This window comes from Desulfosporosinus lacus DSM 15449 (assembly GCF_900129935.1).
In the GTDB taxonomy this organism is placed as follows: Bacteria; Bacillota; Desulfitobacteriia; order Desulfitobacteriales; family Desulfitobacteriaceae; genus Desulfosporosinus; species Desulfosporosinus lacus.
Window position 1 is genome coordinate 45938 of the sequence record NZ_FQXJ01000025.1, and the last position, 12316, is coordinate 58253.

Consider the following 12316-nt stretch of genomic DNA (forward strand, 5'->3'; position numbering starts at 1 on the left):
TTTTGATTCGAGAAACGAGTAGACTTAGTAGCTTTCAACGTATACTATTCGCTCGTGGATTAGGGTGTTACACGCTATTCTTGATTTGTATTAGCCCTATTGAAAATATAGTGAAGTATTCGACCGGCCCTTTCACTCCAATCGTTAGCTTGAGCGTAGGCCATTCTTTCCGCTTTGTTCATGTCATCTTCTGCTAATAGATGTCGCAGTCGCAGAGAGAACAGGTGAGGTTTGCTTTCAAGATTGATTTTAGGAATAGTAAGCAGCTCGGGAAGCGGTGTGCCTAGAACTCTTATTCCCGTTGCGTAATATTCATAAAGCTTAATTGGATTGCACCCTTTCGTCATTTCTGTTTGACGAAAGGGAATCAGTCCCACATCAAAGTGGTGGAGATAAGTTGGAAGTTCCTGATAAGATTTTAGTCCGAGATAAAAAACATTCTTAAATTTTAATGGGAACTTATTAAGTTGAAAGAGAGCCCCCAGAAAAACAAAGTTGATTTCCGGATTATCTGCGATCACTATTTTAAGCAACTCCCAATCTACCCAAGGGGCAATCGCTCCGCTATACCCAACGATAGGTTTGCCTGAGGGAAGATCTGTTGGTCGGTAAGGAGGAGCGGGTGAAAAATGGACGTAGTCTACACCGTTGGGGACTAGGTAGACATGGGGATGCTTATTAAGGAAATGTTCATAAATACTGCTACTGCTGCAAAAAATGATATCTGCTTTTTCTTGGATGGTGGGATAATAGGGCGCCCAACTGGCAAACTCCTCTTTAGGCTCATCCACTGCATCATAAATAACGAGGTCTGGGTCATAGTTTGGTATTAAATTGATGTGAGAGGGAACAGTCAACCAAAGGATGCGTGGTCTGGGATGGGGAACAGCCATTGCTGATACTCCTTGGCAGATGAGAAGAGATGGTGATAACAGACTTGTTTTAGGGTTTGAAAAGTTTCCAAGGTCTTCATAGAGAACAGTTTGGCCGGATGAAGAAAATCGACCCAGTAACTGTTGCGGGCGCTGAAACATCCAATTCCAGGGGATTGAGGGAGGGTAAATAATCGTAGGCATTTGTAACCTCCTCATTGACCTTTTACGGAAAATGACCGTACATAGTATTAGGATATGTCGAAAGAGATTAAGAGGGAATGAAGGGCTAGTACCATTTGATCAAGGAGATCATATTATAAAGTGAAAGGAAAGGGATGTCTGTATTTTGAGTAGGAGGGTCGGTTATGGAAGAGGAGGTCCAGACGATTAAGAAGGATATTGGAGAAATCAAGGAAGCTGTTAAGGACGTATCGGCAGTCGTAAACGATATGCGTGTGCTTCTGGCTGGCAACTATATTACAAAACGGGACTTTGAGGATTATAAAAAGGGAACTGAAACTAGCCGTCGTTGGTGGTCAGGTTTTGTGATAGCCTTGGCAGGAGCATTTGCGACTATAGTGAATGTTCTCTGGAGCCATTAGTATTATAGTAGGGAACTTAAAAGCAAAAGAAGTCTGTCGATGTAGCAACTGGCAGACTTCTTTTGCTTTTGAAAAGATTTAAGGAATTAAAGATCAGAACTCTAACAAGTCGGGAGGCTTGTGCATAAATTATTACAGATAGTCAACCTTGAGAATTGTTGACACCACCAAAAGATATGGGGGTGACTTTTTGAAGGTCTTATCATTAACTAATGAATTTGAAGGTGAAAGCTTTGGTGGCGCAGGAACAGCGGTTACAGGAATTGTCCATATGCTTGATGGCATGGGTGTACAACAAACCGTAATAGTACCGCGCAGCGATTGGAATATACCGGGCTGGATTTCACTGGGACAACGGATTAAAGTCCTGGGCTTACCTCGTAACAGTCATTATTTTGGTTATCTGGGGATGATCAAGGCGGATGTAGTTTGTCAGGAGTTTCCGGAGATTTGTCAAGGATGGGATATAATTCACAGCCATGCCATTAATTTTACTCCCTTAGTGTATACCCTGTCCCAAGGAGTCGTTCCGATTTTATATTCGGTATATTCCTTTTTACGCAAAGAGTTAGGAGACTCACCAGAGCCTGAGTTACAAGCCCAATTTAAGATACAGGAAGAGTTGTTCATGCGTTGTCAACGCATTCAACTTATAAGTCGGAGTGAAAGACAGTATTTAGAAAGCCATCTTCCTCAATATCTTGCCAAAACAGAGGTCTTACCGCTCGGTATAACCATACCTTTAGAACGTTGGCGGCCAGGAAGTATGAATGAGTTTCTGTACGTTGGAAGGTTGTTGGAATATAAAGGAATTGAGGATCTGATCAAGGCCGTCGCAATTCGGCAAAGAAGCGGCCGGCAAATTCAATTAAATATTGTGGGTAAGGGAACAGATTCTTATGAGAGTTATTTAAAGCAACTTGTTCAGTCCCTGGGGCTAGAGGCTTACGTTCATTTTCACGGTCGAAAGTCAAATGAGGCGGTACGACGATGGATGGCGAGTTCTGAGGCTCTCATCGTTCCTAGCCGACGTGAAGCCTATGGAATAGTGGCCTTAGAGGGAATGGCGATTGGGACTCCAATTATAGCCTCAAATGCTGGGGGTCTGGCAGAAGTTGTACCAAACGCTTGCGCTTTAACCTTTGAGGCAGGTAATGTCTCTCAGTTGTCAGAGGCTCTAGGAAACCTTATCGATAACCCATCGCTTCAAAAATCACTCTCCATCCGAGGGCGTGAGAATGCATTAAGGTTTAAGTGGTCTCAGCTTGCGCCTAGATATCTTACCCTCTTGGAGCGTGTTAAGGGAAAATAAATGCGGTGTCAGATAGACAAAAACTGACATACCATATATGAATTACTGGATAAAGAGGGGATGGGAGAGCGCAATGTGGGAGCAAAAACAGGTCTTGGTCACAGGAGCAGGAGGATTTATTGGCAGCCACTTGACGGAGGCCTTGGTCAATGCGGGAGCAAAAGTTCGTGTTTTTATTCGATATAATTCTAGAGATGGACGTGGGAACCTTGAGGATTTAGAACCAAAATTACTGGACCAAATCGAAATAATTGCCGGAGATTTACGTGATGCAGATGTCATCGAACGAACGGTTAAGGGGTGTGACGCTGTTTTTCATCTAGGTGCTTTAGTAGGAATTCCATATTCCTATAAAAATCCTCGCGAGGTTGTTGAAACAAACATTATGGGAACTTTTAATGTTTTGACAGCAGCACGCGATCATGGAGTGGAGCGAGTTGTACACACTTCAACAAGTGAAGTCTATGGATCTGCACTCTATGTCCCTATTGACGAGTCTCATCCACTTCAAGGTCAGTCTCCATATTCGGCAAGCAAGATCGGGGCAGATATGTTAGCGGAGAGTTTTTACGCTTCTTTCGATTTGCCGGTAGTAACCGTAAGGCCATTCAATTGTTATGGACCGCGACAATCTGCTCGAGCCGTCATACCGACGTTGATTACTCAGGCCTTGGCCTGTAAAGAAATACGTCTTGGCAACACAGAAACCATGCGTGACTTTACGTTTGTCGCAGATACAGCAGATGGCTTTATGAAAGCAGCCCAGAGTAAAGAAGGGTTTGGAAAAGTTATAAATATTGGTTCAGGAAGGGAAATTTCGATTGGCCAGTTAGCCCAAATTATTATAAAAATTGTTCAGAGTACGGCAGAAATCGTAGTGGATGAGGCGCGAGTACGCCCGAGCCGGAGCGAGGTTAACCGTCTTTTAGCCGATAATCGCTTAGCTAAAGAGACGATCGGGTGGGAACCTCGGGTGTCTCTGGAAGAAGGGGTCAAGAGAACGGTTGCTTGGATTGCCAGCCATATGAATCGTTTTCAGATTGGGAAATACCAGATTTAAAAGGTAAGGGGGATATTATGCAAACTATTATTTTAGCGGGAGGCAGAGGGTCACGACTAGATCCTTATACCCGAATTTTGCCCAAGCCCCTATTTCCCATTGGGGATAAACCGATAGCGGATATTCTTGTGCATCAACTAAAATGCGCGGGAGTCAATGAAATAATAATGTGTTTAGGATATCTTGCAGATTTCATCAAGCTTTACTTCCAGGATGGCAGTCATTTTGGCCTCGATATTCGTTATTCTATTGAAACTGCCCCTTTAGGTACGGCAGGTCCTTTGAAAATTGTTCCTAATTTAAAAGATGATTTTTTAGTGGTCAATGGTGATGAATTAACTACTTTGGATTTTCGAGCGCTGTATGAGTACCATGTCGCTATGCAAGCAGATATGACGGTCGCTGTACACAAGAAGGCCGTTTATTCAGCATTTGGAGTCTTAGAGATAAAGGATGGTCAAGTGACCGCTTATTCGGAAAAACCAACTCTTAACTATTGGGCCAGCATGGGGATATACGTTATAAATAAGCGAATTCTTTCCTTAATTCCGGAGAATGAACGCTTTGATATGCCTGATTTAGTCCAATCTCTTCTTTCGAAACATGCAAATGTCGTAAGCTATGAAAGTGATGATCTTTGGTTTGATATTGGGACACCTGCTGATCTTGAAAAGGCGAAAGAGGTGTTTAAGGAGCTCCCTTAAAAGGAGTTTGAAGTAACAGTTAGAGATTTCGTTCTAAGATAAAGAAGAAAAAAAGGAAAAGAAACGGGGCCTTCCCCTGAAAGGTGTGAATAGGGGCATGGAAAAGGTATTGATCTTGGGAGGGTCAGGGATGTTAGGGCATACCTTGTTTCGTTGTCTGTCAGAAGACGCTAGGCTAGATGTCTATACTACAGTCCGCTCGGCAAAGGACTTTTTCGGTTGGTTACCGACGGATTTGCTAAATAAGGTTTACAAAGATATCGATGTTTTGAATTCAGACAGCCTGACAAAGGTTTTCTCGGATGTCTCACCAGACCTAGTGGTGAATTGTATCGGAGTGATAAAGCAGGTGCCAAAGGCCCAAGAACCGCTGGCGACGATTACGACTAACGCACTTTTACCTCACAGAATTGCAATGCTTTGCAGTACTGCAGGTTCGCGCTTGATTCATGTCAGTACAGATTGTGTCTTTGATGGAGTAAAGGGTGGATATTTGGAGGGGGATGTTTCTAATGTCGATGATCTATACGGCAGAACAAAACTTCTCGGTGAAGTAACTTATCCCCATTGTGTTACCCTGCGTACGTCAATTATTGGGCATGAATTAAAAGGAAACTATGGTTTAGTTGAATGGTTTCTTAGTCAAAAAGCAAAGGTTAGAGGGTTCCGGGAGGTCATCTATTCCGGCTTTCCGACCATTGAATTAGCTCGCATTATTCGTGATTATGTTATCCCTCATTCAGAAATGATGGGGCTTTACCACGTATCATCTAATCCGATTTCCAAATACGAGTTGCTCAAACTAATCAAGGTTCAGTACGGAAAAAATGTGGAAATAGAACCAGAGGACAGTATTAGACTTGATCGATCGTTAGATTCAACGCGCTTCCGCTCCAAAACGGGCTATAATCCACCTGCATGGCTAGACTTAGTCCGAGGAATGCATCTGGACTATTTGCAAGGCCCCTATCAAAACAGTAAGGCCAAGGGGGATAAAAATGAAGATTTTTGATAACAAAGTAATTGTAATTACGGGTGGCACCGGTTCGCTCGGCAAGGTGTTAACCCGGCGGCTTTTGAGTAAGGAACTAGGTTCCCCTAAGAAAATCATTATCTTTTCGCGGGATGAAGCAAAGCAACACGCTATGCGGGTTGAATACCAGCATAAACAAAACGTTACTGATGAAGTGATCTACGACAATTTTGCTCGCTTAATCGAGTTTAGAATAGGGGATATCCGTGATTATCATTCCGTCTGCGCTGTGTTAAGGGAAGCGGATATCGTGATTAATGCCGCGGCTCTTAAACAAGTCCCTTCTTGCGAATATTTTCCCTTTGAAGCGGTGCAGACCAATGTGGTGGGGCCGGAAAATATCATCAGAGCCATTCGTGAAAATAACCTTAAAATTGAAACCGTAGTAGGAGTCTCTACAGATAAAGCGTGCAAGCCAGTTAATGCCATGGGGATATCGAAAGCCTTGCAAGAGCGAATTTTTATCGCAGCCAATGTGACTTTGCCCAAGACGAGGTTTATTTGTGTACGGTATGGTAATGTGCTGGCCTCCAGAGGCTCGGTAATTCCTTTGTTTCATGAACAAATCAAGCATGGCGGGCCGGTTACTATCACAACTAAGGAAATGACAAGATTTTTGTTGCCTTTAGAGAGCGCAGTGGATACCATTTTTGCTGTCCTAAAAGGCGCGAAGCCCGGGGAAATATTCATTCCCAAAATTCCTGCAGCTTTGATAGAAGATGTCGCGAAAGCCTTGATGGAAGATCGGAAGATTGTCATAACCTACACGGGAATTCGCCCTGGAGAAAAGGTCCACGAAATTATGATTTCAGAAGAAGAGGCTTGGAGAACCTATGATCGTGGCGATTATTATGCAATTAAGCCAATGCTTCCAGAACTGGTTGAAGCGGAACCCGGTCTGCAGGCCATGTCCAAGGAGTATAGTTCGGGTGATTCGCTCATGACTTATGAAGAGACAGTAGCCCTGTTGCATAAACATGGTTTGATGGTAGATCAAGAAAATGGAGAAACTGAGGAATTTTTACGATGAAGCAAATATATCGAATTGCTTGTATTTGTCAAATCTATAATGAGCTTTCTAAAGATAATTTAGAACGATTCGTAAAGCATGTTTTACCCGCAGTGAGTGATTTAGTTGTCTATGATGACGGCAGCACAGACGGTAGCTATGAATATATGCTTAAACAAACCCCGCATGTCCTTAGAGGAATCAAAAATGATTTTGTCAATGAACGAAGTCATAAGCAACTTCTGCTCCAAGAAGCTTTAAAGTTGAATCCGGATTTTATTTTGTGGTTGGATGCAGACGAGGTATTAACAGCTTATGCTGCTGAAAAGCTTCAGGAATTGTGCGCACTTTGTGACCAAAATCAGGCAGATGCTGTGAACATGCATGAAATAAACCTTTGGCGAAGCTATTCTTGGCAAAGGTTAGACAGTTTATATGATAAGGGTTGGTTTTGCCGATTTTGGCGAGTTGTGCCCGGTATCTGCTTTAATGATACAAAGCCTGGACTGCACCAACCCCTTTTTCCATCGACAATTCGTAAGGCGATCTGGACCCTTGATGTTCAAGTATTGCACTATGGTTTTTCTTCGAAGCAACGTTTAGCTTATAAATATCTAGTTTACAGGTCGCACGGACAACGCGGTTATGATATGCTTGATCGCTTAATTAGCGAGGAAAAGCTCGTTGTAGAAAAAGTTCGCCAAGAACTCATTCCTGAGGGTCTCTACCTTGATGACAACGAGCCCAAACCTTTGACCTTTGCAGAGTCCTTAGCTTATGTGGAAGAATACCGGGAAGAAGTGTTCAGGCCTAGATTTTCCATTGTGTGTTTAGTCTATAAGAGTGTAGAATGGCTGAAATTTGCTTACGAGCAGGTCTATAAATATACGGATATGACGGATAAAGAATTTTTCTTTGTCGCCAATGATGCCAATCCTACGGTGCTTAGTTATTTAAGTGAAAACTATATACCTCATTATATCTTCACAAATACCTCCCAGCAGCAACAGGAATGGTACGTCAATAATGTTTACCGTGCTTATAATTTTGCGGCCAGCAAGGCTCAAGGAGATTTTGTTGTTTTCATAAATTCGGATATGGCCTTTACGCCAGGGTGGTTAGATAATCTGTGGCAGGCTTATAACGGGGATAACTGTGTTACCTCCCGATTAGTAGAATCCGGGAAGTTGCGCAGTGGTCAATACGGTGTGGAAAAAGATTTTGGCAGGAATTATTCGTCCTATCGAGAAAGCGAATTTCAAGAGTATGCACATGATCTGGCAGAGCCTAAATTATTAGATGGCGGTCTATTTATGCCCCTCTTAATCCGGAAAGAACATTTTGAACAGGTGGGGGGCTATCCGGAAGGACAGGTTGTACTAGGAAGCGATTTTAATAATCCCGTAATTGCCCGACGGGGAGAAGCGTGTATATCAGGGGATACTGTCTTGATGCTGAAACTTCAGACCATAGGAATAAGGCATCAAACGGTATTTAACAGTCTAGCTTATCATTTTCAGTGGGGAGAACTGGATAGTACGGAAACCGCAGTAACTCAAGCAAAGGAAATAAAGGTTGCGGTCTGTCATGATCGTATCGCAGGATCAATCGAGGCAACGTTATTTTGGGATTTTATCAGTGAATTCTTACCTGCGTCAGTGAGGATAGACAGGGATATTGTTGGGTCCGAGGGAGATTATTCAGAAAATGCTCGTAGATATATTAAAGAACATTATCCAAACGTAGAAGTGATTCTTCAAAATGCAACATTTATGAATACAGTCGATGAATCACGCTACACTATAGCATTCTTGCAGGACGATTTAAGATCCATGGGTATGCCAAATGCACAGCAAGAGAAAAATTTACGTCAGGCAGATAAATTGGTTGCGAATTCTATCCAAACGGCACTGTCTTATCCAGAGTATGATTTTGAGATAACTTCTGGTGGGGTTGATTTGGAACTTTTTAAGCCGATGAATAAAGAGGAGGTTCGCCAGGAATTTGGTTTTGGCCCAGGTCGAATAGGGATTTTTGTCGGGGACTTTTCTGAGAGCAACGGGTGGAGCCAAGTTCGGGCTTGCATAGCAGGTCATCCTGAAATAACTTGGATTTTAGTTTCTAAAAACATTGGATCTTTTATCGCCAGCAATGTAAGACTCTTTATTGGAGTACCTCGAACTCTGCTTGTTAAACTTTTAAACTGTGCCGATTTTCTTATCAATGCTTCACCAATCGAAAACCAATGCCAGGCGGCTATTGAAGCTTGTTTATGTGATGTGCCCTTAATTATGAGAAGAATAGGTATTTTTAAAGATTTTAGCTCAGAGGATCAGGCTCATTGTGGTATATTTGGGGAGGATTTCGAAGGGGCTCTTCAAGAGTTACCTAAACTAACGTTTACTCCGAGGCAAGTTATAATGGAGAAGAAGCTTTCTCCACAGGATTCGATGCAAAGATGGCAGCAGTTACTGGAAGATGTCTTCAAAGAACTTATGATTAAAAAAACTAATGCGATAAAAGAAAAGCTGCATAAAGTATCAATAATTATAACGACTTATCAGAGAACGCATCTGTTAAGGTGGGGGCTCTACTCATTATCTCTGCAGACAATGCCTTTTGAGTTTGAAACAATTGTCGTTAATGATGGGTTGCAAGATGAAACTGAGGAAATCTGCGACGAGTTCAAAGAGAAGCTCAATTTGAAGTATATTTTTACAGGACAAAGGAATCTTCTGGGCGACCCGGTTTGGCGAGTACCCGGCTTTGCAATTAATATTGGGGTGAAGCAATCCTCGGGGGATATTTTAGTCATGTGTTGTGCAGAGATGCTTCACGTTGACGATACTATTGCTAGGCTTACCAAGCCTATTTTAGATAATCCTAAGTTATTGGGCATTCCAGTAGGAAAAGATGATCGGAATGGGGATCTTCTGGAGAGTATAAACAAAAATAACGGAATTTTTGACATGGCTGCATTTAACAGTTGTATAGATTTAGATACTAGAATGCCGTTTCTGATGGCCTTACATCGCACTCAATTCATGGAGATCGGGGGCTATGATGAAGATTTTACAGGAATTGCTTATGATGACCGGGATTTTATCGACCGATTATTGGCAAATGGTTGTCATTACTGTCGGACAGATGCTACAACCGCCCATTTGTACCATCCGAGAGCAGACGGTTATTATAAGGGTGGAGGCCCTCCAGAATGGGACTATAATAAAAATCTGTACTTCTCTAGAATTGGTAAAATTGTCAGAAACGAAGGAAAAGAGTGGGGAAAACTATAATAAAAGCATGCTTTTGTACTCAAATAATAAAGGGGCCACATGTGGCCCCTTTATTATTTGAGTAAGCTTCGCTAGTATAGCACTTATTCTATTAAACACTACTTTGGAATCGATGCATCTATCTTTCTTAGGATGGCAATACTTGCATTCTTTGTCATGGTTACGATGCTTATCATCTCTATTGTGTTTATGATCCTTGTCATGGTCGCAATGATTATGCGGATTAATTCGGGTTGGGAAGGTGAGTCGGAGTTGGATCAAAATGATCATCTTTTCTTGCAGAGTTGTAAAAGTACATTCTTCAAAGGGTCCACCGTGAAGCGGTAGTCGGTCAAGTGCATCGTCCATCTCATTGATTTGACTGTAGAGCAGTTCGCAGGTTGGTAATTGGTTATAAAATTGCTGACTCAAGGTATTAAACTCTGTAAGGTCGCTTGATAACATATGGTCTTTGGATGAAAAACCTGAAGGAAGAGGCGTGGATTTAGCAAAGCCGTATTCTGTCTGTTGATTATAATGGATAGGCGGAAAAATAAGGTGCCTGCCCAGGTCGATGACACATGAAATGGGTATATCCACTACGAAATCTTTTATAACGCCTGCTACCGTGGTCGAAGTTTGGTGTACCACTTCTGAATATTGAATATCCTTGCGCACAAGACCTCCGAGAAACAACTTGGGAGTATCGCGTGGTATTCCAGGTTCTGATGGGACGCAATTAAAGAAGCGGCTTTGCGTTATTTTTAGGTTCTTTCTAATCATTTTAATTTCTAGTGCCTTTGTGGGTAAAGTGATGATCGACTCCGCGGGGATCGATACCGTAACCAAGACTGAATTTGGACCTAATTTCTCAAATTGTAAAGGGGTACATATTTGAAGTGTTGCAGTACTTGGAAAAATCGGATTTGGAGAGACTGGCGGAATTGGTTGAGGGCACACCTTTGGAGATGGAGTCTCTCGAACCCAGGTAGGGACAAAAGGAGCGTGTTGAGTCCATTGATGAGAGCAATTTTTCAGATAAGACACTTTTCATCTTCCTCTCTGATATCAAAATAGGACATAATCTACTTTTTATACAGGACCTAAATTTATCTAATCAAGGTAATCCATTTTATACAAATAGAATATGTACAACAACCGAATTTGTACCAGGATTAACCTTACTAAAGGTAACAAATTTAGGACATGAACAATACAATAAGTTAACCCATAATTTAGGAGGTATGAAAATATATGCCTTATTTTACAACGGGTTTGTTGGATAACGCTTTGGTCGAGGGCGTTAGTCAGAATTCCACGCTCTCGGTAAATATTTCGAATGATGATACTTCTACAGTAGCAATTCAAATTGAAGGATTCTTCCAGAACAAAACCAGAAGAGTGAAGTATGTAGAAGAGTTTTTTACTCTTACAACAGGAACGGTGGTCTTGAAGAATTATTTTATCCCATTTAATTCCTTTGAGTTCATATTTTTTGTTAGCTCTCAGGCAGTAGAAGTCTCTGTATGGAGTAAAAATGACACTGGAATTCTTTCTTCAGTTAATTTGGAAGTAACCAAAGCACTCCCCTAAATGGTAACAAAACCGGACAAGTACAATACAATATATAAACCATATTCAAGGAGGTTAGAAGAAATATGCCTAATTTAACAACGGGCTTATTTGACAACACCCCGGTTGCGGGTGTTAGACCGAGTTCCACACTCTCGGTAAACATCTCGAATGATGACACTGTTACTGTGGATGTTTTAATTGAAGGATTCTTTCAAAGTGGGACGACAAAAGTGATGTATGTACAAGAAGCGTTTACGCTTACTGCAGGCAGCGTTGCTCAGAGAAACTATTTCGCAGAATTTGATGCTTTTGAATTTCAATTTATAGTGAGCACAGAGGCTGTTAAAGTCACTGCTTGGGGGAAAGACGCTGCGGGAAATCTGACTACAGCTCATCGGGTGGTTGCTCAAGAAGTTGACCCATTCTAATAAAAAATGAAAGGAGACGAGGAAATGCCTGAATTAACTACTGGATTGATTGAAAATACGCCAGTTAATGAAGTAAGACCAACTTCAACGTTCACTGTGAAGATTACTAATGATGATACGAGTGATGCTACCGTTTTTATTGAAGGATTTTACGTGACAGGGATTACGAAAGTACTTTATGTTTTGGAGTTATTTATAATGGCTCCAGGTGAGGTAGCAGAAAGAGTTTATTTCGCGCAGTTTGATGAATTTGAATTTCAGTTTGTAACTAGCTCTGATGCAGTAGAGATCTCCTGCTGGGGAAAAGATGTCGCTGGGAATTTGGTCGCGGCCCATCGTTTAGTACCTGCAGAGCTTGATCCAATTGGGCCTGAGGGAATCACAGGAGCGACAGGAGCTACGGGAGTAGCAGGAGCGACAGGAGCCACGGGAGTAGCAGGAGC

At 42.0% G+C, this 12316-nt stretch carries 11 protein-coding genes and 1 pseudogene; 10 read left to right on the forward strand and 2 right to left on the reverse strand.

Features of this window, described 5'->3' with window-relative positions; all coding sequences use genetic code 11:
- Positions 1 to 74: 74 nt before the first annotated feature.
- A complete protein-coding gene (locus tag BUB11_RS22980) occupies positions 75 to 1076 on the reverse strand; it encodes a glycosyltransferase family protein (RefSeq protein ID WP_073032577.1) in 1002 nt (333 codons plus the stop codon).
- A gap of 164 nt (positions 1077 to 1240) precedes the next feature.
- Here BUB11_RS22980 and BUB11_RS22985 point away from each other — a divergent pair, with 164 nt between their 5' ends.
- The 7 genes from BUB11_RS22985 (at position 1241) to BUB11_RS23015 (ending at position 9891) form a co-directional block, all read left to right on the forward strand.
- Complete coding sequence (locus BUB11_RS22985; protein ID WP_073032579.1) at positions 1241 to 1477, forward strand: hypothetical protein; 237 nt, start codon at positions 1241 to 1243, stop codon at positions 1475 to 1477.
- Between the two features lie 190 nt (positions 1478 to 1667).
- Positions 1668 to 2789 carry a glycosyltransferase family 4 protein gene (locus tag BUB11_RS22990; protein WP_073032581.1) on the forward strand — a complete coding sequence of 374 codons (1122 nt, stop codon included), beginning with the start codon at positions 1668 to 1670 and terminating at the stop codon, positions 2787 to 2789.
- A gap of 73 nt (positions 2790 to 2862) precedes the next feature.
- On the forward strand, positions 2863 to 3849 hold the full coding sequence (locus BUB11_RS22995; protein ID WP_073032582.1) for an SDR family NAD(P)-dependent oxidoreductase: 987 nt from the start codon (positions 2863 to 2865) through the stop codon (positions 3847 to 3849).
- A gap of 17 nt (positions 3850 to 3866) precedes the next feature.
- Positions 3867 to 4553, forward strand: coding sequence for a sugar phosphate nucleotidyltransferase (locus BUB11_RS23000; RefSeq protein WP_073032584.1), 687 nt, complete (start codon positions 3867 to 3869; stop codon positions 4551 to 4553).
- 97 nt (positions 4554 to 4650) lie between these two features.
- Positions 4651 to 5565 (forward strand): dTDP-4-dehydrorhamnose reductase family protein, encoded by a 915-nt coding sequence (locus tag BUB11_RS23005; RefSeq protein ID WP_073032586.1) that lies wholly within the window; start codon positions 4651 to 4653, stop codon positions 5563 to 5565.
- On the forward strand, positions 5552 to 6616 hold the full coding sequence (locus BUB11_RS23010) for a polysaccharide biosynthesis protein (RefSeq protein ID WP_073032588.1): 1065 nt from the start codon (positions 5552 to 5554) through the stop codon (positions 6614 to 6616). Before BUB11_RS23005 ends, BUB11_RS23010 begins: the two co-directional genes overlap by 14 nt.
- Positions 6613 to 9891 carry a glycosyltransferase gene (locus tag BUB11_RS23015; protein ID WP_073032590.1) on the forward strand — a complete coding sequence of 1093 codons (3279 nt, stop codon included), beginning with the start codon at positions 6613 to 6615 and terminating at the stop codon, positions 9889 to 9891. Before BUB11_RS23010 ends, BUB11_RS23015 begins: the two co-directional genes overlap by 4 nt.
- On the opposite strand, the gene BUB11_RS23020 is transcribed toward BUB11_RS23015, so the two are convergent.
- A complete protein-coding gene (locus BUB11_RS23020; RefSeq protein ID WP_073032592.1) occupies positions 9886 to 10917 on the reverse strand; it encodes a CsxC family protein in 1032 nt (343 codons plus the stop codon). The genes BUB11_RS23015 and BUB11_RS23020 overlap by 6 nt on opposite strands.
- A 207-nt stretch (positions 10918 to 11124) precedes the next feature.
- On the opposite strand from BUB11_RS23020, the gene BUB11_RS23025 reads away from it, so the two are divergent.
- The 3 genes and pseudogenes from BUB11_RS23025 to BUB11_RS23035 all read left to right on the forward strand — a co-directional run.
- A complete protein-coding gene (locus tag BUB11_RS23025; RefSeq protein ID WP_073032593.1) occupies positions 11125 to 11463 on the forward strand; it encodes a hypothetical protein in 339 nt (112 codons plus the stop codon).
- A 65-nt stretch (positions 11464 to 11528) separates the two neighbouring features.
- The gene (locus tag BUB11_RS23030; RefSeq protein WP_073032595.1) at positions 11529 to 11873 is read left to right on the forward strand and encodes a hypothetical protein; all 345 of its coding nucleotides are present in this window, start codon (positions 11529 to 11531) and stop codon (positions 11871 to 11873) included.
- A 24-nt stretch (positions 11874 to 11897) separates the two neighbouring features.
- Positions 11898 to 12316, forward strand: a pseudogene (locus BUB11_RS23035) (exosporium glycoprotein BclB-related protein); the annotation flags it as partial.